This window comes from Neobacillus cucumis (assembly GCF_023715505.1).
On sequence record NZ_JAMBOH010000002.1, the window covers coordinates 461,713 to 484,559 of the forward strand.

General features: G+C 37.7%; 20 protein-coding genes, 3 pseudogenes and 2 riboswitches. Of the genes and pseudogenes, 5 read left to right on the top strand and 18 right to left on the bottom strand.

What is annotated here, in order from left to right; genetic code table 11:
• The first annotated feature begins 71 nt into the window (after positions 1–71).
• Both M3226_RS04850 and M3226_RS04855 read left to right on the top strand, forming a co-directional pair.
• Positions 72–1,244, top strand: coding sequence for an MFS transporter (locus M3226_RS04850; RefSeq protein WP_251563114.1), 1,173 nt, complete (start codon positions 72–74; stop codon positions 1,242–1,244).
• 141 nt (positions 1,245–1,385) lie between these two features.
• Positions 1,386–2,097 (top strand): annotated as a pseudogene (locus M3226_RS04855) (SDR family oxidoreductase).
• A gap of 201 nt (positions 2,098–2,298) precedes the next feature.
• Here the strand turns inward: M3226_RS04855 and M3226_RS04860 are convergent.
• The 8 genes and pseudogenes from M3226_RS04860 to M3226_RS04895 all read right to left on the bottom strand — a co-directional run bounded on the left by M3226_RS04860 (position 2,299) and on the right by M3226_RS04895 (position 9,969).
• Positions 2,299–2,762, bottom strand: a pseudogene (locus tag M3226_RS04860) (NADPH-dependent FMN reductase).
• Between the two features lie 122 nt (positions 2,763–2,884).
• Positions 2,885–3,542: pseudogene (locus M3226_RS04865) on the bottom strand (SDR family NAD(P)-dependent oxidoreductase); the annotation flags it as partial.
• Positions 3,543–3,875: 333 nt separating this feature from the next.
• Positions 3,876–4,679: a fumarylacetoacetate hydrolase family protein gene (locus M3226_RS04870; RefSeq protein WP_251563116.1), complete on the bottom strand. Its 804-nt coding sequence runs from the start codon at positions 4,677–4,679 to the stop codon at positions 3,876–3,878.
• A 43-nt stretch (positions 4,680–4,722) separates the two neighbouring features.
• Positions 4,723–6,156, bottom strand: coding sequence for an aspartate ammonia-lyase (aspA, locus tag M3226_RS04875; RefSeq protein WP_251563245.1), 1,434 nt, complete (start codon positions 6,154–6,156; stop codon positions 4,723–4,725).
• A gap of 38 nt (positions 6,157–6,194) precedes the next feature.
• A complete protein-coding gene (locus M3226_RS04880; RefSeq protein WP_251563118.1) occupies positions 6,195–7,466 on the bottom strand; it encodes a cation:dicarboxylate symporter family transporter in 1,272 nt (423 codons plus the stop codon).
• Positions 7,467–7,728: 262 nt separating this feature from the next.
• Entirely contained in the window at positions 7,729–8,604 is an 876-nt protein-coding gene (locus M3226_RS04885) for a LysR family transcriptional regulator (protein WP_251563120.1), read from the bottom strand.
• Positions 8,605–8,719: 115 nt separating this feature from the next.
• Complete coding sequence (locus tag M3226_RS04890) at positions 8,720–9,430, bottom strand: aspartate/glutamate racemase family protein (RefSeq protein WP_251563122.1); 711 nt, start codon at positions 9,428–9,430, stop codon at positions 8,720–8,722.
• A 203-nt stretch (positions 9,431–9,633) separates the two neighbouring features.
• Complete coding sequence (locus M3226_RS04895) at positions 9,634–9,969, bottom strand: DUF927 domain-containing protein (protein WP_251563124.1); 336 nt, start codon at positions 9,967–9,969, stop codon at positions 9,634–9,636.
• 22 nt (positions 9,970–9,991) lie between these two features.
• Between M3226_RS04895 and M3226_RS32690 the strand changes: the two genes are divergently transcribed.
• The 3 genes from M3226_RS32690 (at position 9,992) to M3226_RS04910 (ending at position 11,879) form a co-directional block, all read left to right on the top strand.
• Positions 9,992–10,150 (top strand): hypothetical protein, encoded by a 159-nt coding sequence (locus M3226_RS32690; protein WP_374110540.1) that lies wholly within the window; start codon positions 9,992–9,994, stop codon positions 10,148–10,150.
• A gap of 671 nt (positions 10,151–10,821) precedes the next feature.
• Positions 10,822–11,466 (top strand): N-terminal phage integrase SAM-like domain-containing protein, encoded by a 645-nt coding sequence (locus M3226_RS04905; protein WP_251563126.1) that lies wholly within the window; start codon positions 10,822–10,824, stop codon positions 11,464–11,466.
• Between the two features lie 14 nt (positions 11,467–11,480).
• Positions 11,481–11,879: a tyrosine-type recombinase/integrase gene (locus tag M3226_RS04910; protein ID WP_251563127.1), complete on the top strand. Its 399-nt coding sequence runs from the start codon at positions 11,481–11,483 to the stop codon at positions 11,877–11,879.
• 185 nt (positions 11,880–12,064) lie between these two features.
• On the opposite strand, the gene sufB is transcribed toward M3226_RS04910, so the two are convergent.
• The 10 genes from sufB to M3226_RS04960 all read right to left on the bottom strand — a co-directional run bounded on the left by sufB (position 12,065) and on the right by M3226_RS04960 (position 22,772).
• On the bottom strand, positions 12,065–13,462 hold the full coding sequence (sufB, locus tag M3226_RS04915) for a Fe-S cluster assembly protein SufB (protein ID WP_251563129.1): 1,398 nt from the start codon (positions 13,460–13,462) through the stop codon (positions 12,065–12,067).
• A 165-nt stretch (positions 13,463–13,627) separates the two neighbouring features.
• Positions 13,628–14,074 carry a Fe-S cluster assembly sulfur transfer protein SufU gene (gene sufU, locus M3226_RS04920; RefSeq protein WP_144566820.1) on the bottom strand — a complete coding sequence of 149 codons (447 nt, stop codon included), beginning with the start codon at positions 14,072–14,074 and terminating at the stop codon, positions 13,628–13,630.
• Positions 14,064–15,293 carry a cysteine desulfurase gene (locus M3226_RS04925; protein WP_251563131.1) on the bottom strand — a complete coding sequence of 410 codons (1,230 nt, stop codon included), beginning with the start codon at positions 15,291–15,293 and terminating at the stop codon, positions 14,064–14,066. The genes sufU and M3226_RS04925 overlap by 11 nt, the downstream gene beginning before the upstream one ends.
• The gene (gene sufD / locus M3226_RS04930; protein WP_251563133.1) at positions 15,293–16,603 is read right to left on the bottom strand and encodes a Fe-S cluster assembly protein SufD; all 1,311 of its coding nucleotides are present in this window, start codon (positions 16,601–16,603) and stop codon (positions 15,293–15,295) included. The genes M3226_RS04925 and sufD overlap by 1 nt, the downstream gene beginning before the upstream one ends.
• A 21-nt stretch (positions 16,604–16,624) precedes the next feature.
• Positions 16,625–17,410, bottom strand: coding sequence for a Fe-S cluster assembly ATPase SufC (gene sufC, locus M3226_RS04935; protein WP_251563134.1), 786 nt, complete (start codon positions 17,408–17,410; stop codon positions 16,625–16,627).
• A gap of 558 nt (positions 17,411–17,968) precedes the next feature.
• Positions 17,969–18,808 carry a MetQ/NlpA family ABC transporter substrate-binding protein gene (locus M3226_RS04940; protein ID WP_251563136.1) on the bottom strand — a complete coding sequence of 280 codons (840 nt, stop codon included), beginning with the start codon at positions 18,806–18,808 and terminating at the stop codon, positions 17,969–17,971.
• A 14-nt stretch (positions 18,809–18,822) separates the two neighbouring features.
• Positions 18,823–19,491, bottom strand: a complete 669-nt coding sequence (locus M3226_RS04945) for a methionine ABC transporter permease (RefSeq protein WP_251563138.1) — start codon at positions 19,489–19,491, stop codon at positions 18,823–18,825.
• Positions 19,484–20,509, bottom strand: coding sequence for a methionine ABC transporter ATP-binding protein (locus M3226_RS04950; RefSeq protein ID WP_251563140.1), 1,026 nt, complete (start codon positions 20,507–20,509; stop codon positions 19,484–19,486). Before M3226_RS04950 ends, M3226_RS04945 begins: the two co-directional genes overlap by 8 nt.
• Positions 20,510–20,638: 129 nt before the next feature.
• Positions 20,639–20,745, bottom strand: a riboswitch (SAM riboswitch).
• Between the two features lie 128 nt (positions 20,746–20,873).
• Complete coding sequence (locus M3226_RS04955; RefSeq protein ID WP_251563142.1) at positions 20,874–22,190, bottom strand: O-acetylhomoserine aminocarboxypropyltransferase/cysteine synthase family protein; 1,317 nt, start codon at positions 22,188–22,190, stop codon at positions 20,874–20,876.
• A 67-nt stretch (positions 22,191–22,257) separates the two neighbouring features.
• A riboswitch (SAM riboswitch) is annotated at positions 22,258–22,359 on the bottom strand.
• Positions 22,360–22,424: 65 nt separating this feature from the next.
• Positions 22,425–22,772: a hypothetical protein gene (locus M3226_RS04960; RefSeq protein ID WP_251563144.1), complete on the bottom strand. Its 348-nt coding sequence runs from the start codon at positions 22,770–22,772 to the stop codon at positions 22,425–22,427.
• Between the last annotated feature and the right edge of the window lie 75 nt (positions 22,773–22,847).

Consider the following 22,847-nt stretch of genomic DNA (forward strand, 5'->3'; position numbering starts at 1 on the left):
GTAAACCCTTAATTTACTCCCCTTTACACAACTACAAAATAAAACTGTCCTTAAAGAAGGAGATCCATTTTATGACTAAACGAAATAACTTGCTGATTTTCATATTGACTATAGGAGTTTTCGGCATCTTAAATACCGAAATGGGGGTTATTGGGTTATTGCCTTCCATTGCTGATCACTTTAATGTCAGCATATCAAAAGCAGGATGGCTGGTGAGTCTTTTTGCTCTTACTATTGCTGTATCTGGACCAACGATGCCGTTATTGTTTTCCGGAATAAATCGTAAGAAGGGCATGTTACTTGTATTAGGAGTTTTCGTTTTGGGAAACATTGTATCCATATTTACATCTAACTTTACCATTCTATTAATTGCTCGCATCATTCCAGCCTTTTTTCATCCAATTTATTGTTCTTTGGCATTTACAGTAGCTGCTTCCTCAGTAAGTAAAGAAGAAGCTCCAAAAGCTGTTTCTAAAGTATTTATAGGAGTATCTGCTGGAATGGTAGCCGGAGTACCGATTGCAAGTTTTATCGATAGTTCCATTTCGTTTGAAATGGCGATGGCATTCTTTGCTATTGTTAATTCTATTGTATTCATTGCAACATTGATCTTTGTACCATCAATACCTGTTGAAGAAAGACTTTCTTATGGTACACAACTTTCCATATTAAAAAAACCTATAATATGGCTTTCCATCGTGACTGTCATTTTATTAAATTCGGCTATATTTGGGGTATATAGTTATCTTGCTGAATATCTGAAAACAGTAACGAATATGTCTCCGAATACCATAAGTTTAACGTTATTCATCTTTGGTGGAGCCAGTATTATTGGAAACATTGTCACAGGAAAGTTACTTACTCATAGTGCCATTAAGACTGTAGTATCTTTTCCTTTGGTATTGGGTGCTGTTTACATCATTTTATTCTTCACAGGGCAGTTTACGGTACCTATGGCAATTATAACTTTAATTTGGGGAATATTGGCTGGAGGAATCATGGCAAATATTAACCAATATTTGGTTACGTCTTCAGCCCCCGAAGCACCTGATTTTGCCAATGGATTATTTATATCAGCCTGTAACGTAGGAACAACATTGGGTGCAGCCGTAGGTGGGGTATTTATATCAGGAATGGGTACACAATACGTCGTATTGGTGGGAATCCTATCATTGTTCCTAAGTTTGGTAACTATCTTACTTAGAAACTACATGTATATACCTACACAACAACTATCTAGATAAGGAATAAATTTCAATATTCTTTAAGAGCTCTCTATTCATTATTGATTTATATTTCCTGCCCTACTGTCTTTTATAAAATTTCTAGGGTGTGGAAAAATCTACTCTAGCCCAAGATTAGTAGCCGAAAAAAGGAGGATATTAATGTCAAAGGATATAAAAGTTGCACTTGTCACTGGCGGGAATCGAGGAATTGGATATGAACTGGTCAAACAATTAGCTCAGATAGGTTTTAAGGTCATTTTGGTAAGTCGGGATCCAGAAAAAGGACTTGAAGGTGCGCAAAAACTTAATGAGCCAAATCTTGATGTGTCGTTTCTGGAGATGGATGTAGACAACCAAGAAAGCATCCGTCAAGCAGCGATTACTGTAAATGAGCGATTTGGAAGATTAGACGTATTGATTAATAATGCTGGCGTGTATTTTGGATGAGAATAAAAAGTTAGTGGCTATAGATCCTTCTATTTTGGAGAAAACAATGGCAACGAATTTCTTCGGACCTTACCATGTCATCCGTTCCTTTATTCCAATCATGGAAAAACAAGGCTTTGGGAGAATTATTAATGTTTCCTCAGAATATGGGGCGATGAGCGAAATGTCATATCCAGGAGTAGGAGCTTATAAGTTATCTAAATTTTCCATAAACGGATTGACACGATTGGTAGCGGCAGAAATCAATGGTGATATCAAAATAAATGCAGTCGATCCGGGATGGGTTAGCTCAGATATGGGTGGACCATCTGCTCCAAGAACACCCAAGCAAGCAGCCGAGTTAATCCTGTGGTTAGCGACGATTGGACCTGAAGGACCTTCCGGAGGATTCTTTAGAGATGGAAAACCAATATATTGGTATTAATACAGTTTAATTATGGTTCGATGAAACTGAATTTCTCAATTATTGTTTAGAATCTAATTAAGGAAAGTTTAAGTGCAACAGTTCACAATCTTTTTTAAAGAGAGCATTCTGGAAATTTTCCTTAGATAAAAAAGAATATCAGACACTTTATTTGTTAGCGTCTGATATTCTGATCAAATTACATTCTACTATCAATTAATACTATTTTCTCAAGGTTTGTAATGCACCACTCCATGCAATAACTTGGTCAAGCCAAATTGACATTATTAAGATGTAATTCAGCTGGTTTAAATGTTGTAAAGTTTTCAAAATCTGTAAATAAAGATAATGTTGGGTGAGTCTTAACATCCGCAATTAGTAATTCTCCACAGATCCCTCGTAAATGTTCAGCTGCACGAGCTCCACCAGCTCCACCATAGCTAACGATGCCTGCCGCTTTGTTATTCCAAGCTTCAAACCTTTTCACTCCAAGCTGCTATTCCAGGTTCTGTTCCATCGGTTGTTCCGAAAAAAGGCAATTGGAATTCGGCAATATCTGCTATTTCATAATTTGCATCTCCACGTTTGTCTGCAATTCCTTTTACCCATTTTCCAACCTGAGGACTAACCCGACCTTCACGAGTGCTTCCTAAGATAATTCCGATATTTAATTTTTCATTTGTCATTACTTCTTCCTCCTGATGGTTTTTTCATTTAACATTGTCAAAAAAACAAATTGTTTTGAATCAACTTTTCTAAGCTTTATGGAAAAATAATAAAGCATCCTTCTTCTAAGTTGTGTGATAATTTAATTGTCTATTTGAGATATTTGGCTAACAATTTGGGTCAAAGCCTCTTTCATCGGTACGGCAGGGCGTTCAAGCAGTTTTTCCAGATCGTTGCTTTCGACCTCTAATCCACCCTCACGAATGCCCTTTTGTGTGTTAATAAGCATCGGAAGGAAGGCTTCCGGAACTCCAGCACCTTTCATAATCTCGGCATAAGTGTCATCATCCACCTGTTGAAAAGGAATCTCTTTCCCTAATACAGTTTCAAGTATAGGGACTAATTCTTTATGTTCCATAAGTTTACCGGAAAGTTCGTAAATCGTGTTCTCATGTCCATTTCCAATAAGTACGTTGGCAGTTGCCTCCGCCAAATCCTGTCGAAGCGCCCAACCTACTTTCCCATCTTCGGTCGCCGTTATCCATGGAGCACCCGCCATAGCACCTTTTATACTTTCGATTTCATTTTCTAGATACCAGTTATTCCTCATAAAATGAATAAGGAATGCCTGTTTTTACAATAGCCTCTTCCGTAGCTTTATAAGCTTGAGCAAGGAAAAAGTTGCTATCGCTTGCTTTAGTCGCACTGGTAAACGCAATAAATTTAATGTTGGCGCGCTCGGCGGCAGCAACCGCATTGGCGTGTTGCCTTATTCTTATTTTATCGCCTTCAAGCTGCACCTCGACATCTTTATACACGAACAAACGCTCCCTACGAAACTAAAATAAAAAGGACCATTTTAGGTCCAATAATTCAATTTCTCCAAGGAAGGCATCCTTAAGTTTAATTGAATCCTTCACATTATTGAATAAAATATCTTATTTTTTGCTATGTCTCATGGTAATTCATCCTTTGATTTGAACTGGCTTAGTGAGACGGAGCCCTACCTTCGTTTTGCTCTGGTGGTTCATTTTGTTGGATGTGGTGACTTTTACAAACTTGTACAGCATTACAAAAAAAGGGAAAACCCGCAGGCACCCCATTCTTTGAATTTAATAAAAAAATTATATCCCCTAAATTACATAATTACATAGCTTACCGATATTCTCTACTTCCACAGATACGATGTCACCTGACATCATTGAACAACTACCAGAGGGCGAACCAGTAGCCAAAACATCACCCGGCTCCAAAGTCATAACTTGTGAAATCCAACTTATAAGGAAAGGAATTGAAAGTGACATCTGATTTGTATTACCCTCTTGAACTACTTTACCGTTTAACGTTGTAATTATGCGTAAATTGGTTGGATCTATACCGGTCACAATCCATGGACCTAAAGGTCCAAAAGTATCAAAACCTTTGCCGCGTGTAAATTGGGGATCAGTTTTTGTAAGATCTCTTGCCGTTACATCATTAAAAATGGTGCAGCCAAAAACATAATCCAATGCCTCTTCTTCTTTTATATTTTTTCCGCGTTTCCCAATAACGAGTGCCACTTCCCCCTCCATTTCCACCTGTTTGCTTAAATCACAGGAAGGAAGAATGATGTCTCCCTCATTTGGAATCAAGGAAGATGTCGGCTTTAAAAAAAGAAATGGTTCCTTAAGATTAGCCCTTCCCCCAGTTTCCTTTGCATGTTCAACATATGTCCAGCCTAAATTAACTACTTTTGAGGGTGATACAGGCTCCAAAATTTTCACATCACTATATTTATGTCTTACTCCATCATATTTTAATTGATTGTTTACAATTTCAGTAAAATCATTGGAAAATTGTATAATTTCATCATCCTCAACAATTCCGTAATATATTTTACCTTTATGATTCTGATAACGAACTATTGTCTGTGTTTTTTGTATTCCCTGTATTACCATATACACCACTCCTTCTATAAATTTGGGGTTACAAACGATTTATTCAATCTTTGTCTAATAGAGCGGCTCCTGAAATTCCAGGCTTTGTCATTTCATACGGATTTAAAATTAGCTCAATTTCTTCTTCAGTTAAAACATCATATTGTAGGCATAACTCGCGTACTGATTTACCATCTAAAATGGCTTCTCGTCCAATCCGTGCTGCTACCTCATATCCGAGATGAGGGTTTACAGCTGTTATAACTCCTACACTTTTTTCTACATACTCTTTTAAACGTTTTTCGTTGGCTTCAATGCCTAATAGACAATACTCTGTAAATACTTTAAATGAATTATTCATTATGTCGATTGACTGAAGCAAATTAAAGACTAAAACAGGTTCCATAACATTTAGTTCAAGTTGCCCTGCTTCTGAAGCTAGGCAGATCGTATGGTCGTTACCGATTACTTGGAAAGCAACTTGGTTAATCATTTCAGGCATAACCGGATTAACTTTACCAGGCATAATCGATGAACCAGGTTGGCGTGCAGGTAACAAAATTTCAGCTAGACCGGCACGGGGACCAGAAGCCATTAATCGTAAATCGTTAGCAATTTTCGACATGTTAATCATGCAAACCTTTAACGCAGCTGAAACTTCAGTATATGCATCTGTGTTTTGCGTTGCATCTACAAGATGATCAGCCCCCTTTAGCGGTAGCCCACTAATTTCTGCTAAGTGTTTCACAACTTTTTCAATATAACCGGGATCGGCATTTAATCCTGTTCCTACCGCTGTTGCCCCCATGTTTACTTCATATAAATGCACACGAGTTTCCTTAATCCGCTTTATATCCCGCTCAATTACCTTGCTAAATGCTTCAAATTCTTGTCCAAGTCGAATTGGAACTGCATCCTGCAAGTGAGTACGTCCCATTTTAATAACAGGGTCAAACTGTTGAGCTTTGTTTTTAAACACTGAATGCATCTTTTCCATTGTTTGCAATAAGTTTTCTAATAAATTAAGTGTTGCAATATGAATGGCAGTTGGGAACGAATCATTTGTTGATTGTGCCATGTTCACATGACTATTGGGACTTAATTGATTATATGAACCTTTTTCATATCCAAGCAACTCAAGAGCAAGGTTAGCAATCATTTCATTCATATTCATATTCATGGAAGTGCCCGCCCCGCCTTGGATTGGATCAACAATGAATTGATCATGCAATTTTCCTGCAATTATTTCATCAGCAGCCTTAACAATTGCATTCCCAAGCCCTTCATATAAACGTTTTACTTCCATATTAGCGAGAGCAGCAGCTTTTTTAACAATTGCTAAACCCTTTATTAGTTCTCCGCTAACCTTATAACCTGTTATTGGGAAATTTTCAACCGCACGTAATGTTTGGACTCCGTAATAAGCATCTATAGGAACATTCTTTATTCCTAAAAAGTCTTTTTCAATTCTGACGTTTTGTTTTTCTTCAGTGATCATCATTTTGTGCCTCCAATGTTGAAAGATAGATATGAAATTTATGCTACAGTTGATTGTTTAATAGATTCTGTATAATTTTTCGCTTTTACCTTATCGAATGAGCCTTCTGATTTTGACATAACAATGGAAGCTAATGCATTTCCCACAACATTCACAGCAGTACGAAGCATATCTAAAACGCGGTCAATACCCGCAATAAATGCCATACCTTCAAGTGGAAGACCCATTGAACTTAAGGTTGATAACACAACGACAAGTGAAGCACCAGAAACTCCAGCCATTCCTTTGGAAGTCAACATTAGCACAAATAATAGAGTAATTTGTTGTCCAATGGATAAATGAATCCCATACATTTGGGCTATAAAGAGTGATGCAACTGCCTGATAAATGGAAGATCCGTCAAGATTAAATGTATATCCGGTTGGAATTACAAAGGAAGCTACCTCTTTTGGACATCCAAATTTCTCCATTTTGTCCATTAATCTTGGTAATACAGTCTCTGAGCTTGCAGTTGTAAACGCTAAGAATATTTCGTCTTTTAATATTTTCATTAAGGTAAATACACTTGTACCAGCCATTTTTGCAATAATTCCTAATATAACAATGACGAAAAAGAACGTCGTTCCATAGATGACAAGAACTAATTTTCCTAATGGAATTAGAGAATGCACACCAAACTTTGCTACATTGACACCAATTAGGGCAAATACACCAAAAGGAGCAAATTTCATAACTAAATTTGTCACCCAGAACATTGTTTCCAATACACCATCAAAGAATTTTAAAACTGGTTTTCCCTTTTCTCCAATGGCTGCAACGCCTAAACCGAATAAAACAGAGAAAAAGACGATTGCTAGTAGGTCTCCTTCAGCTAATGATTGAAACACATTAGTTGGGATAATATGTACAAATTTATCTGCTATACTTGTACTTTCACTCGTCTTTACAGTTTGAACTAATGTCGAAATATTCCCTTTTTCCAAGTGACCAATTTTAACTCCACTTCCGGGGTGGAATAAATTTGCAGCAATTAAACCTAAAGCAAGAGCAATGGTGGTTACAATTTCAAAATAAATAATGGTTTTTCCACCTAATTTTCCTATCTTTTTTATATCACCAACGCCTGCAATAGAAACAACAAGGGCACCTATAACAATTGGGGCAACAATCATTTTAATTAAATGAATGAAGATATCGCCAATTGGTTGGAGAATGATCATTGCAGTTTGATTCCCATAAAAAATAGCACCAATAATAATACCTAAAGTAAGACCTATAAATATTTGTGTAGCCAACCCAAATATTTTCATAAGTTGAAACCCCTTTCATAATACTTAAAGATAAAAATAAAAATATTAGGTGTACCTCCTTTTTTAGATATGAAAATTGTTGATGAAGCTAGAAATGATAGTTTAAATATTTTTAAAATTTAAACACCTCATGAAATTGATTATAAATTACTATTTTAAAGTTAAGTTATAAAGGAAAACTATACGGTTATAGAAGAAATCAATTAGATAAATTAGTCTTTAAAACAAAAAAACAATAAACCGATTGATAACGTCATTCGGTTTATTGCTTTTCAAACATTTTATTTTTTAAAAAATCCATAAAAACAGATTTAGGTTTACCTTTTAAATAAATAAAGTCAATACTAATATTAGTTTTCACCGGAGGAGTCATTTCTACTCTAAATAACTCTTCATTTTCTAGTTCTTTTCTTACACAATGCTCAGGTAAAAAGCTAATGCCTAGACCTTGCAATACTAAATTTTTAGCCGTTTCCATATTATCAACTTCTAAATATATATTCGGATTTACACCATTACTTAGAAAGAGACGATGAATAATAAGCCAATCGATAGATCCATAATCAAAAAAGATAAGAGGCTGTTTAGCTACATCCTCTACTGTTACTCCTTCTTCTTTTAAAAAAGAATGATTTGCAGGGACAAAGAGGCTAATAGGATCATTATAAAGACGAATTGATTCTACTTGAGGGTGAGTTTCTGTTCGTATAATACCAAAGTCCACCTCTTTGTTAATGACCTTGTGTAAAATGTCTTTAGAATGTCCCGTTATAATTTTTATTCTAACGTCATTAAACTTTGATTTAAAAGCCGGCAAAATATCAGGGAGAACGTTGTTGGAAATTGACAAAGCACTCCCAAGGACTAGCTCATAAGGTACAGTTACTTGTTGTAATCCATACTTTGCTTCCTGATAGGATTGAAGAATCTTTTGTGCATGTGGAAAGAAATATTCTCCCTTTTCAGTTAATGAAATTTTGTTTCCATTTCGATGAAAAAGCTTTAAATTCACTTCACGTTCAAGGGATTGAATTCGAGCCGTTACAGAAGGTTGAGTTAAATAAAGAGCCTCTGCTGCTTTATTGAAACTACCTAATTGACAAACATATATGAAGGCTTCAATATTTTCAATATTCATTTCTTATGCTCCTTATTTTAGTTCACCATTGTATTTATTTACTATAACAAATCAATAAATTTAACTTTATAAAAAAGAAAAAAATAACGCTATCTTATTACATCTTCTTTCATTTTTATTTTACACCAATTGCACTTGCTGATACTTTCCCAATAGCTGTTTTAATTACGGTTTTGGCTAAAATTTCTGTTGGGTCAATAACACAAATATCTTGCGAAGATTTAAGTACAAGAGGAATTTCTGTACAACCCGCTATTATAGCTTCTGCCCCTCGATTTATTAATGTATTAGCTACTCTTGAAAGGTATAAAAGCCCTTTCTCTAAATCACTCCCTTTAATAGCATATATTCCTTCCATCACTTCTTTCTGCACTTGTAAATCAGGTTCAATGACATTAATATCATAGACTTGACAACTATGTTGATATAGTTTTGTATTTATTGTTCCATCAGTAGCTAATAAACCAACTCTACTAAAGTTTTTTTCATGTAAAAAGCGAGCTGTTTCTAAAGGCATATTTAATACTGGGATACTGACGGAATTTTCTATTAAATTAAAGTAAAAGTGAGCGGTATTGCATGCAATTACAAGAAAATCCGCACCGGCATTTTCTAGTCTTTGTGCTGATTGTATAATAAATGGGGCAGGATCTGTACCTTTTCCCAAAATAGCTGTTGTTCGATCAGGTATTTGTGAATAATTGTCCACGATTATATGGATATGATCCTGGTCCTTCTTTGCAGGTGTATAAAAAATAATTTTATTTATTAAATCGACAGTTGCTAATGGTCCCATTCCACCAATTATCCCAACTACTTTTTGCATTTTCTTCACCACTTAATAATAAATTTTTAACTTATAGTTTTTGGAAAGCTTTCCTATATTATAATTTTTATACTAAGTGATGAATTATAGAAATAATCTATACACTAATAGAAACAATATATCGATAGCCTTGATTATGATTTAAAAGTATTGCCGTAAAATGAACAGTTGCATAGTACAAAGCTAATCGTGTCAAAACCTCACTACCTTTTGATTTTACTCTCTTTGTGAACCTTGGAGAGTGCCACGACCTTTGGAGCGCCGCCTGAAAAGTTATAAACAAAGGACTGTAAGAGTCGTTCATCCGCTTTTCTAGTATCATCCATTATTAACGGAAAACTGTTCAAAAAAGCAGCTTTTCTTTCAACACTAACTTTTGTAGTATTGAATTCATTTACCAGTTGCGGTGTTCCCCAGACATTTGCTGCAATCCTGAGAGTTGTTGTTTTTCCCTGTGATGTACTACTAGCAAGGTCCACTATAAACGGATCTATTTTTAAATCATTTAACAGCACACTTACGAATGATGATAAAACCATAAATAAAGCTCTAGGATGATGTTTGATTGGTTCAAAAACATTAGTAATCCATCCTTGCCAGATTCTTGAAAAGCTTCTAATAGCTGTTTTTCTCCTTGGTCATTGGGGAGAATTTCGAAATTTCGAGGTAGCAGTGGATGAGCAAACCCATTTTTTATATGACCGAGGCGTTCCACCATAAAACCTCGGTCAATCTGATTAGAAGCTAACATTTTATCGAAGTAATCAATTAATTGCCTATAATTATTGTCATTACATGGGAATCCTTGTTCAGCGAGAGGAATCATCTCTTTTTTAGTTGCTAATGCCCCAGCAGAAACTAGTTCAACAACTAACCTCCCTCGATCATTCCAAGCAATTTCATAGTAAACTTGAGGTTACTCTACATTATATAGCTCCCGCTTTATTATAGGGGCATGGCGAGCAACCAATATTTTAAGTTCTTCTGCCTGATTTCCCTTTAATGGTTTTTTTTCAACTCGATACAAGGCATTTCCAATTATTCTAAATGAAAATGGAATATTTTTACATTTTTTAACAACTCTGTTAAAGAGTTTAGCTTCTGCATTGTCATACCCTCCTTTACGTTCTTATGTAACAAAAGAAGATGGAGTAAGAGGACCAATAACAAAAGAGGAACATGATTTATTATTTTCTAATGAAAGAGTTGAACTAAGTAAGCAAAATGACCTTAATAGCATTTTTAGTGCTTTAGATTATGAGGTTTATTTTGAGGATCGTTTACTTACAACAAATGAACGAATCAAGATAAAAAAAATAATTGAAATATTTCTAAATGACTAGCTTTCATCATCAAAATCGTTTTAAGGGATTGAAAGGAGCTAAGGAAAGATGGCTACATTGAGACAGTTACCAAGCGGAAAATGGCAGGCACGAGTTTCAAAAGATGGAAAAGAAAGAAGTATTGGAACATTCCGCGACAAAAAAGAATTTCGAATTGAAGCTGCTAAAGTTGAAGCACGAATATATTACGGGCAAACATTAAATGATAGAAACATGTTATTTGAAGATGCTATGAAAGATTGGCTTGAACATAAAAAAGCAAATGTAAAGGAATCGACGTTTGTGCAACTTGAAGTGATTGTTCGAAATCACGTTTTGCCCACTTTTGGACATAAAAAAATTATGACGATTCGTAGACCTGAGATAAAAAGATGGATTGCTAAATTTGGTGAACTCGATCAAAACGGCGAAGAAAAATATTCATTTGGTTCAAGGTTAAAATATCTTTCAGTTATGAAAAGTATTTTACATTATTCTGTTCATGAACTTGAAATTCTTGAAAAAAATCCTGCCGATAAATTAAAGGTTCCGGTTCAAGATAGTGTAGCTTTGAAGAAAAATAAAGAAGTAAAATATTTTAGCCTCGAAGAATTAAACAAGTTACTGGATTTTATGAAAGCATATAAACATCAGCGCTTTCCTGAATATCAACTTTATTACATGCTTATGTACTTTTTAAGCAAAACGGTTTAAGGATATCCGAAGCTTTGGTTTTAAGATGGGAAGATATTGATGGTGATAAAATAACCATAGATAAACAAACCAGCCGTAATTATAATAACAAAGTAAAATTAATAACATTAAAAAATAGTGCTTCTTATCGAACCATTAAAATTGACCAAGATTTATTACGTGAATTAAAAAAGTTTAAGTTGAAGCAAAATGAACTGATTTTAGCAAATGGCAGATTCCGAAAAAATGAAGATGGCATTATCTTTCAAAATTATAACGGACATTATTTAACACCTTCTACCGTTCGTGGAACTATCAAAGATTATTGTAAAAAAGCCGGTGTAAAATATAAAGGCACTCACGTGTTTAGACATACACTTGATGTTCTGCTTCTTGAATCTGGTGCAAGTCTGAAATGGTATCTAATTGATTAGGACATAAAACCATCAAAACAACAGTGATACGTATCCGGATATAATTTTAAAAAAAGAAGAAGACGAACTTCAAAAGTTCGCCTCCTACACTTAAAGATAAAATCAAACCGGCACTGAATCGGCACGCCGTCAATTTTACATTTATAATCATCGCTCAACCCTTGATATACAAAGGTTTTTTATTATTAACCGATAGAACCTTCCATCTCGAACTTAATCAGACGGTTCATCTCAACGGCATATTCCATTGGTAATTCTTTTGTAAACGGCTCAATGAAGCCCATTACAATCATTTCAGTTGCTTCTTGCTGAGAAATACCACGGCTCATCAAGTAGAATAACTGCTCTTCAGAAACCTTTGATACCTTCGCCTCGTGTTCAAGAGAAATATTGTCGTTTAGAATTTCATTGTATGGGATCGTATCAGATGTTGATTGATTATCCATAATCAATGTATCACACTCAATATTTGCACGGGCACCATCCGCTTTGCGGCCAAAATGAACCTGTCCGCGATATGTTACCTTACCACCATGCTTAGAGATTGATTTTGATACGATTGTTGAAGAAGTATTTGGTGCTAAGTGAATCATTTTTGCACCAGCATCCTGATGCTGACCTTTACCTGCAATCGCAATCGATAAAGTCATACCACGTGCGCCTTCGCCTTTTAAAATAACGGCTGGGTATTTCATGGTTAACTTAGAACCGATATTACCATCGATCCATTCCATTGTTGCGTTCGCTTCACAAACCGCACGCTTGGTAACCAAGTTAAACACATTGTTTGCCCAGTTTTGGATCGTTGTATAACGGCAATAAGCATCCTTTTTAATGATGATTTCTACAACCGCACTGTGAAGAGAGTTAGTTGTATAAACTGGTGCTGTACATCCTTCTACATAGTGTACAGATGAACCTTCATCAACAATAATAAGGGTACGTTCAAATTGTCCCATGTTCTCAGAGTTGATTCGGAAGTATGCCTGTAATGGCGTATCTACCTTAATTCCTGGTGGTACATAGATGAATGAACCGCCAGACCAAACCGCTGAGTTTAAGGCTGCAAATTTATTATCCGTTGGCGGAATTACTTTTGCAAAGTGTTCACGGAAAATATCTTCGTTTTCTCTTAAGGCAGAGTCGGTATCCTTAAAGACGATTCCTAGCTCTTCAAGGTCTTCCTTCATGTTATGATAAACAACCTCTGATTCGTACTGTGCAGATACACCAGCAAGGTATTTTTGCTCTGCTTCAGGAATCCCAAGCTTATCGAAGGTAGCTTTAATTTCCTCTGGTACTTCATCCCAAGATTTCTCGGATTTTTCAGATGGTTTTACATAATACGTAATTTCATCAAAGCTTAAAGAATTCAAATCCCCGCCCCATTGTGGCATTGGCATTTTGTAGAAATGCTCAAGAGACTTTAAACGGAAGTCAAGCATCCACTGTGGTTCGTTCTTCATTTTTGATATTTCTTCAACAATCTCACGCGTTAACCCACGTTTTGATCGGAAAATGGAAACGTCTTTATCGGCAAAACCGTATTTATAATCACCAATTTCAGGCATCTTTTTTGCCATCGTCGTATTCCTCCTTATTAGAAAAGCGGAAGCGCCTTGACCAGCCCCGACAGCTGCTTGCGGTCCTGACGGTGAAGTCGTTTTTTGACTTCATCGGCAGGACCGAAGCGACCTCGAGGGGCTAGGCGCTGGAGCTGGACATAACCGCTTCAATCGCTTTTCGTTTTACTTTTGTTCCTCTTCCTTTAATCCCTTTTCCATTGCCTTCCATGCTAATGTTGCACATTTAATTCTGGCAGGAAATTTAGAAACACCTTGAAGTGCTTCAATATCACCTAAATCAATGGAATCATCGTGATCGTGACCTAACATCATTTCAGAAAAAATCTCTGATAATTTAAGTGCTTCTTCAACTTTTTTCCCTTTGATCTCCTGCGTCATCATCGAGGCAGAAGACATCGAAATCGAGCAGCCTTCGCCTTCAAACATAGCTTCTTTGATGATTCCATCTTCGACCTTAAAGGTTAATTGAATTCGGTCACCACAGGTAGGGTTATTCATATTAATGGTATGGCTGCCATCCTCTAAAATACCGCGATTGCGGGGTTTTTTATAATGGTCCATAATGACTCGACGGTATAATGCATCTAAATCTAAATTTCTAGAAGACATCGCTGAAATACTCCTTTGTTTTGACAAGCCCTTCAACGAGTTTATCAATATCTTCTTCCGTATTGTATAAATAAAAACTTGCACGTGCAGTAGCAGAGGCTTTTAGCCATCTCATCAGCGGCTGTGCACAATGATGGCCGGCACGGACGGCAATTCCTTCTGCGTCCAATACGGTTGCTACATCATGCGGGTGAACATCTTCTATATTAAACGTAATAAGTCCAGCACGCTTAGCTGCATCAAGCGGACCATAGATGGTCATACCCTCAACCGCAGCTAATTTTTCAAGCGCATAAGCCGCAAGCTTATGTTCATGCTCGGCAATATTGTCTAAGCCAACCTCATTTAAAAAGTCGATGGCCGCTCCTAGACCTACAGCACCAGCAATGATAGGAGTGCCGCCTTCAAACTTCCAAGGCAGTTCCTTCCAGGTTGATTCCTGCAAGTGGACAAAATCAATCATTTCACCGCCAAATTCAATTGGCTCCATATTTTCAAGAAGATGTTTCTTTCCATATAGAACACCAATGCCGGTAGGACCGCACATTTTATGTCCTGAGAAGGCCAAGAAATCACAATCGAGATCTTGAACATCGATATTCATATGCGGTGCACTTTGAGCACCATCAACGACCATAATAGCCCCATTCTCGTGTGCAATTTGGGCAATCTCTTTAACGGGATTAATAACGCCAAGAACGTTAGAAACCTGCATGACAGAGACAATTCTCGTATTAGCTGTAATCGTTGCTCGAACATCTTCTAGTGAGATAGTGCCATCTTCCTGGAGCGGGATGTATTTTAACTCGGCACCGGTACGTTTCGCTACCTGCTGCCATGGAATAATGTTACTATGATGCTCCATGTAAGTAATAACGATTTCATCGCCTTCCTTTAAATTGGCAGCCGCATAGCTGGAAGCTACCGTATTAAGGGAAGTTGTAGTGCCTCTTGTAAAAATGACTTCCTGTATGGATTTAGCATTTATGAATTTACGAACCTTTTCCCTTGCCCCTTCATATGCGTCCGTAGCTCTAGTTCCGAGCGTATGAACACCGCGATGGACATTGGAATTAATTTCACGGTAATATTTTTCAATGGTCTCAATAACCTGAATCGGTTTCTGGGAAGTAGCTGAGCTATCCAAGTAAACCAATGGTTTGCCATTCACTTCTTGATCAAGGATTGGAAACTGGCTGCGAATATCTTGGATGTTCATTAGCGAACTTTCCTTTCAATCACTTCAGTTAATTGTTTCTTTACTCCTTCAATTGGAAGTTGAGTAACAACCGGTGCAAGGAAACCATGAATAACTAAACGCTCTGCTTCTGTTTTCGAGATTCCACGGCTCATTAGATAATAGAGTTGAACCGGATCAACGCGTCCTACAGAGGCAGCATGACCTGCAACAACATCATCTTCATCGATTAAAAGAATTGGATTGGCGTCTCCACGTGCTTTTTCACTAAGCATAAGGACACGGGAGGTTTGCTCTGCATCAGATTTCGATGCACCATGTTCAATTTTACCGATACCGTTAAAAATGGAAGTTGCACTATCTTTTACAACCCCATGATTTAAAATATTTCCGACCGTATTTTTACCGAAATGAACAACCTTTGTCGTAAAGTTTTGCGTTTGGTCACCACGGCCGACCACGACAGTTTTCGTGTCGCCAGTTGAGCCATCGCCAAGTAAGTTGGTTGTATTTTCAGAAATAGTATTTCCTTCGTTCATAAGGCCAAGAGCCCATTCGATCTGGGAATCTCTTCCTGCTACACCACGACGGTTGACATAGGTGGTAATTCCTTTTGCTAAATAATCAACAGCCCCGTATTGGACTTTTGCATTCACATTCGCGATAACCTCAGTCAAAATATTTGCCAGAGTATTTGAGGTTTCCACTGTGGAAATGTAGTTTTCTACATATGTGACAGCACTATTATCCTCTGCGACTACAATCACATGGTTAAATAGATTTGCCTCCGCATCATCTTGTACAAACACTGCCTGGATTGGTTCTTTGATTTCTACATTTTTCGGAATATATAAGAAAACTCCTCCGTTTACTAATGCTGCATGAAGGGCAGTTAAACGGTTTTCATCTATATTGATGGCTTGAGTCATGTAGTATTTTTTCAAAAGGTCACCATGTTCCCTTGCAGCTGTCAATAGATCCGTAAAGATAACACCCTTACTTTTCAGCTCTTCAGATAAAGTTAAGAAGGCAGGAGTCTGATTTCGCTGGATATAGAGATTTTTATTTTGATCCTCTACATTTATCAATGCTTTTACTTCCTCTGGAAGTGCATCTAGTGATGGATAGGCATCACTTTTAACCGTGTGCTGTTGGAATTGTGTGAAATTCCATTTATCTATTTTGGTTTTATCAGGTCTTGGCATGGAAAGCTGTTCGAATTCGTTTAGTGCTTTAAGCCGGAATTCTTCAAACCAAGCAGGCTCATTCATTTCTTTCGAGAACGAGCGGACAAATTCCTGATCAACTGGTAATTTGGTTTCTGTTGTCATTGTAATCCTCCTAACACTCTGTTACGCTTCTTGCCCAACTGTTTCATCTTCAATGCCAAGCTCTTGTTTGATCCAGTCATATCCTTCTGCTTCTAAGCGTTGTGCCAGCTCTGATCCGCCTGATTTAACAATGCGGCCTTGCATCATAATATGCACATGGTCAGGAGTGATATAGTTTAAAAGACGTTGATAGTGCGTGATAATGAGGCAGCCGAAATCTTCTCCGCGCATTTCATTAACACCCTTTGAAACAACTTTAAGGGCATCGATATCTAGTCCAGAGTCAATTTCATCCAAGATCGCAATTTTTGGTTGGATCATCATTAATTGAAGAATCTCGTTACGCTTTTTCTCACCGCCGGAGAATCCTTCATTTAAATAACGCTGTGCCATATCCAGGTCCATTTCAAGGAATTCCATTTGCTTATCCATCTTACGGATAAATTTCATAAGCGAAATTTCGTTTCCTTCACCTAAACGGCTGTTAATCGCAGAACGTAAAAAATCGGCATTTGTGACGCCGTTGATTTCACTTGGATATTGCATTGCTAAAAATAGTCCTGCACGTGCGCGCTCATCTACTTCCATTTCAAGAACATCTTGTCCGTCTAGAGTAATCGAACCGCTTGTTACTTCATATTTTGGATGTCCCATAATGGCAGATGATAAGGTCGACTTACCAGTACCGTTTGGTCCCATGATTGCGTGAATTTCTCCACCCTTTATTTCAAGGTTAACACCTTTTAAAATCTCTTTCCCATCAATTGCTACATGTAAATCTTTGATCGTTAAAGTTGATCCAGCCATATTTATACCTCCGAAAAGAAAGTGTGGTTAGCTTGCAAAGCAAGTTTGTTTAAAGTTCTATTCTCATTTTATTCTCATTACAATCTTATAACAAATGAAATGTATTAGCAACTCTTAAACAGTAGAAACAAAGAGCTATTTTCATTAAGTTAATACTAATTGAGAATACATACAGAACTTTTGAATGAAGATTCTGATAATAAACTCTTATGTAGAATAGACCCGAATAAAATCATACCTCATTTTTTTATCATTTCCAACTGAAATAGACCATAAATACTTTTCTATTTTTACCCAATCTATCTCTTTCATGTATTCAAACAAAGAACAAAAGCGCGAGGGGCTTGGTCAGCCCCGACAAGCCTAAGACGAGCCGGCCGGAAGGTTGCTTTTTAACCTTTTGTACGGATTGGCTTATGCTCGAGGGGCTTGGTGCTGGAGCTCACGTGTATAAACCTGTAAATCGTTGTACACAAGTAGTCAATCTTTCTTTTTCTAAACCACAAGGAAAAGCCAGTGAATCACTCACTGACTTACCCGTTTTTACCTATTTATATATTACTCAGAAACCGGTACAACAGCACCTTTATATTTATCTAGGATGAAGTCTTGGATTTCTTTAGAGTGAAGAACCTCAACAAGTGTTTTGATTGCAGCTTTGTTTTCATCACCTTTACGAACGGCAATCACGTTTACATATGGTGATTTTTTGTCTTCTATTGCAATAGAATCTTTAATTGGGTTTAAACCTGCATCAATAGCATAGTTTGAGTTGATTAAAACAGCATCGCCTTCACCGTTTTTATAGATTTGTGGTAAAAGTTTTGCTTCGTAATCTGCATCAAATACTAATTTCTTTGGATTTTCTACAACATCCTTGATTTCTGCTTTTGTTTTATCAATGCCTGATTTTAATTTGATAAGTCCTTGTGCTTCTAATAATGAAAGCAGACGGCCATGGTCAGCGACAGAATTGCTCATGATTAAATGAGCGCCAGTAGGAAGATCGCTTAGTTTTTTGTATTTCTTAGAATAAATTCCAATTGGCTCGATGTGGATACCGCCAGCATTAACGAAACCATAGCCAAACTCTTTATTTTGTGACTCTAGGTATGGAATGTGCTGGAAATAGTTTGCATCTAGTTCTTTTGACTGTAACGCTTTATTAGGAAGTATATAGTCTGTGAACGTCTTAATTTCTAAGTCAATACCTTTTTCTTTTAAAATTGGTTTTGCTTTTTCTAAGATTTCTGCGTGTGGAACAGTAGATGCTCCGACCACTAATTTTGTTGTGCTGCTTTTCGTGTCTGTACCTTCAGACTTGTCAGTTGATTTTCCGCAAGCAGCTAATGCTAGTACAAGTGCTGCTGTTAAAACTAATGTTAACCATTTTTTCATGTTGACCTCTCCTTTTATCTTTTATCTAATTTTGAAGTGATAAAATCACCGATAAACTGAATCACAAAAACGATAATTAAAATAATAACTGTTGCAATTAGGGTAACATCATTTTGGTTTCTCTGAAAACCGTAGTTATACGCAAGGTTTCCAAGGCCGCCGGCACCGATCGCACCTGCCATGGCTGTATACCCAACAAGAGCAATGGCGGTAACGGTGATACCAGAAATAAGGGCTGGCATTGATTCTGGCAATAAAACTTTCCAGATAATCGTCCCAGTAGTTGCACCCATTGATTTTGCGGCTTCAATGACCCCTTTATCAATTTCTCTAAGTCCGATTTCTACCATTCTTGCGTAAAATGGAGCCGCACCAATAATAAGAGAAGGCAATGCTGCATTTTCACCGATCATTGATCCAACTAAAATTGTGGTCAGCGGAATTAATAATACGATTAAGATAATAAACGGAATCGAACGAAAAACATTGACAATGGCACTGATCACAGCGTTTATTGGTTTGTTTTCCCAGAGGTTCCCTTTGGAGGTAAGAAATAAAACTAATCCTAGCAAGGTACCTAAAATAAATGTTGCTACAACGGAAATACCTGCCATGTAAAGTGTATTTTTTGTTTCTTCCCACATGATTAACCAGTCAACATTTGGAAGATAATGTTTAATCATTTGTAACCACCTCCACACCTACGGCTTGAGCGCGAATGAAATCAACGGCATCGTTAACTTCCTTGTCGTCGCCATCGATATGAATGAACAGGGTTCCATATGATCCATTTTGCGTTTGTGCGATTTTACCTTGTAAAATATTAACCGTGACCTGATGATGACGGATTAAATTAGTGATAACTGGCTGCTCAGCTGATTCACCAATAAAGGTTAATTGAACAATCTGACCTGATTGATAACGCTCAAGCAAATGATCTGCCGCTTCCTTTGTATCTTCATTCTCTGATACTTGCTGGACAAATCGCTTCGTGATTGGCTGCTGCGGATTTTTAAAGACATCCAGCACTGAACCAAGCTCAACAACCCTGCCGCTTTCCATAACAGCCACACGGTGACAGATTTTTCGAATGACGTGCATTTCGTGTGTAATTAACACAATGGTTAAACCTAGGCGTTTATTGATATCCACTAGCAATTCGAGGATCGAATCTGTTGTTTGTGGATCTAACGCTGAAGTTGCTTCGTCACAAAGTAATACCTTAGGATTGTTCGCGAGTGCCCTGGCAATTCCAACCCGTTGCTTTTGACCACCGCTAAGTTCTGATGGATAGGCGTTTTCCCGGCCTTCCAAACCAACCAGTTTAACAAGCTCTGCCACTCTTTTCTTTCTTTGCGGACCTTTGACACCGGCAATTTCTAGTGGAAAGGCAATATTTTCACTGACTGTTCTTGACCACAGCAAGTTAAAATGCTGGAAGATCATGCTGATTTCCTGACGGGCCTTTCGAAGTTCAGACCCCTTAACTTTTGATATAACACGACCTGCAACCGTAACGCTTCCTTCTGTTGGGAGCTCTAACCCATTTAGCATGCGGATTAACGTACTTTTTCCGGCACCACTATAGCCAATCACGCCGAAGATTTCTCCTTCTTTAATCTCAAGGTTTACATCATCGACTGCCTTAAGTTCACCTTTTTTGCCGGGAAATATTTTCCGAACATTCTGAATTGAAATCATTTGATCACCTACTTTTTATCGAAATCTTGGATATAGGTTAACTGTAAAAGTAAAAAGGATTCTATTATTTCAGAAAAATAAAAATGCCTTTCTGCGCGGGCAGAAAGGCATTATCAAAAATAAACCTTTCTCCCATCTCCCAAAGCAAACGCTTTGTGTGAATTGGCACCATTTCAATAAATATTGACGGTTGCCGGGCTTCATCGGGCACATCCCTCCACCTCTCTCGATAAGAGCTTACAGCTTCTATATTCAATTAAAACATTATATTATTTCAGTAAACTTATTATATTAACAAAAGTTATCGTATCACGGATAAAATGGGGTGTCAATGATTTTTTCTGTACATATTAGTAGGTAAAATTTAGGCATTCGCTTTTAGTGAGGTTAATCCTGTCGCAGATTCGATCGCTGTCTCAAGGTCATCCATTAAATCCTCGACATTCTCAATCCCGATGGAGAGACGGATTAAATCTTCTGATACACCGGCAGCCTTAAGTCCTTCGGCATCGAGCTGCTGATGGGTGGTGCTGGCAGGGTGAATAATTAAGCTCTTTGCGTCACCGACGTTAGCAACATGCGCCCAGAGTGTTAAGGAATTGATCAATTTTGCTCCCGCTTCTTTTCCGCCTTTAATACCAAAGACCACCATCGAGCCGGCTCCTTTAGGCAGATACTTTTCCGCTAATTGATAATCTGGATGTGAGCTATGACCTGGATAGGATACCCACTCCACCGCCGGATGAGCTAATAAATAATCAACGATTTGCTTGGTATTGGCTACATGCTCCTTCATCCGAACATGAAGGGTTTCTAGCCCTAATGTAAACAGGAAGGCATTTTGCGGACTCAGTGCAGGTCCGAGATCACGCAATAATTGGACGCGGGCTTTTATGATATAGGCAATTGCCCCTATGGCTTCTGCATAGACAAGGCCATGATAGCTGTCATCTGGGGTGGTGAAGCCTGGGAATCTTGGAGAATTCCAATCAAACTTTCCTCCATCGACAATAATGCCGCCAGTTGTGGTTCCGTTGCCTAATAACCATTTGGTTGCCGAATGAACGACAATATCTGCACCATATTCGATTGGCCGGCAGAGGTATGGGGTGGCAAAGGTATTATCAATAATTAAGGGGACCCCTGCTGCATGGGCAATGTCGGCCACTTTTTCAATATCAAGTACTCGTAAGCTTGGATTACCAATCGTTTCGGCAAAGACTGCTTTTGTTTTTTCAGTAATCGCTTGGCGGAAGTTTTCCGGATTTTCGGCATCGACAAATTTTACGTTGATTCCGTATTTAGGCAGGGTTACTGCTAATAGATTATAGGTTCCACCGTAAAGATTGGAAGCAGCGACGATTTCATCGCCTGCTTCGGCGACATTTAAGATTGCTAGTGTAATAGCAGCCATTCCGCTGGCAACGGCGAGTGCTCCTACACCACCTTCTAATAGTGCGACGCGGTCTTCAAAAACAGTTGTCGTTGGATTGTGAATTCTTGTGTATATGTAACCTGGTTCCGCTAGGCTAAACAGGTTGGCTGCATGTTCTGTATTTTTGAATTGATAGGCATTGTTTTGATAGATAGGAACAGCGCGTGCTCCTGTTACAGGATCTGGTGACAAGCCTCCATGGACACTTAGTGTTTCAAAACGGTACCTTTTTTGATTTTCTCCCATCTTTCCTGTTCCTCCTTTTTATTAAAAAAATGAAAAAACCCCGCTTCCTAAGAAGAGGGGGTTACTCTTCTCATCTTTCAAGCTTGAAGCTCTGCTGGAATTGGCACCGTGTTTTATAACCGGTTGCCGGGCTTCAAAGGGCCAGTCCCTCCACCACTCTAGATAAGATTCTGAAAATTCAATTGTTGTTAAATATAGATTACTAGAAATTTAATTCCGAGTCAACATATAGGATTATATAACTTTAGCAAGACTTTCATGTGCTTTTGTTAAAAAGAAGATGGATTCTAGGAGCAGTGTGGTTCTTAGGGGAGCGGATACGGTTAGCCGCCCTTTCTTTTCGAGTGTTCGCAGTGTCTCGGTTCCTTCAAAAAGCTGTTTCATTGCCTTAGAATCTCCATTAATCTCGTACCAGATTGAATCCTGATTGTTTAGTATTGATATTTTTCCATTTTTGATTTCGATAGTAGTAGTTCCCTCTTCACAGCAAAATTTTACTTTTATATCGGTATGTTTGATTAAGCTTAGGATATGCCCCTGCAGGGTGAACTTTTTTAAGAATTTTTCCGCCAGTTCGTTCATTTTTTACCACTCCGGTCTTGTGCGCACGTAATATTTTACTTATTCAGCACGGAAGACGGGATTCCTTTGAGAATC

Coding starts and splice junctions, on each gene's coding strand:
- M3226_RS04850 (WP_251563114.1), top strand. CDS start 72: ATGACTAAACGAAATAACTTGCTGATTTTCATATTGACTATAGGAGTT.
- M3226_RS04870 (WP_251563116.1), bottom strand. CDS start 4,679: ATGGTAATACAGGGAATACAAAAAACACAGACAATAGTTCGTTATCAG.
- aspA (WP_251563245.1), bottom strand. CDS start 6,156: ATGATCACTGAAGAAAAACAAAACGTCAGAATTGAAAAAGACTTTTTA.
- M3226_RS04880 (WP_251563118.1), bottom strand. CDS start 7,466: ATGAAAATATTTGGGTTGGCTACACAAATATTTATAGGTCTTACTTTA.
- M3226_RS04885 (WP_251563120.1), bottom strand. CDS start 8,604: ATGAATATTGAAAATATTGAAGCCTTCATATATGTTTGTCAATTAGGT.
- M3226_RS04890 (WP_251563122.1), bottom strand. CDS start 9,430: ATGCAAAAAGTAGTTGGGATAATTGGTGGAATGGGACCATTAGCAACT.
- M3226_RS04895 (WP_251563124.1), bottom strand. CDS start 9,969: ATGGTTTTATCATCATTCGTAAGTGTGCTGTTAAATGATTTAAAAATA.
- M3226_RS04905 (WP_251563126.1), top strand. CDS start 10,822: ATGGCTACATTGAGACAGTTACCAAGCGGAAAATGGCAGGCACGAGTT.
- sufB (WP_251563129.1), bottom strand. CDS start 13,462: ATGGCAAAAAAGATGCCTGAAATTGGTGATTATAAATACGGTTTTGCC.
- sufU (WP_144566820.1), bottom strand. CDS start 14,074: ATGTCTTCTAGAAATTTAGATTTAGATGCATTATACCGTCGAGTCATT.
- M3226_RS04925 (WP_251563131.1), bottom strand. CDS start 15,293: ATGAACATCCAAGATATTCGCAGCCAGTTTCCAATCCTTGATCAAGAA.
- sufD (WP_251563133.1), bottom strand. CDS start 16,603: ATGACAACAGAAACCAAATTACCAGTTGATCAGGAATTTGTCCGCTCG.
- sufC (WP_251563134.1), bottom strand. CDS start 17,410: ATGGCTGGATCAACTTTAACGATCAAAGATTTACATGTAGCAATTGAT.
- M3226_RS04940 (WP_251563136.1), bottom strand. CDS start 18,808: ATGAAAAAATGGTTAACATTAGTTTTAACAGCAGCACTTGTACTAGCA.
- M3226_RS04945 (WP_251563138.1), bottom strand. CDS start 19,491: ATGATTAAACATTATCTTCCAAATGTTGACTGGTTAATCATGTGGGAA.
- M3226_RS04950 (WP_251563140.1), bottom strand. CDS start 20,509: ATGATTTCAATTCAGAATGTTCGGAAAATATTTCCCGGCAAAAAAGGT.
- M3226_RS04955 (WP_251563142.1), bottom strand. CDS start 22,190: ATGGGAGAAAATCAAAAAAGGTACCGTTTTGAAACACTAAGTGTCCAT.
- M3226_RS04960 (WP_251563144.1), bottom strand. CDS start 22,772: ATGAACGAACTGGCGGAAAAATTCTTAAAAAAGTTCACCCTGCAGGGG.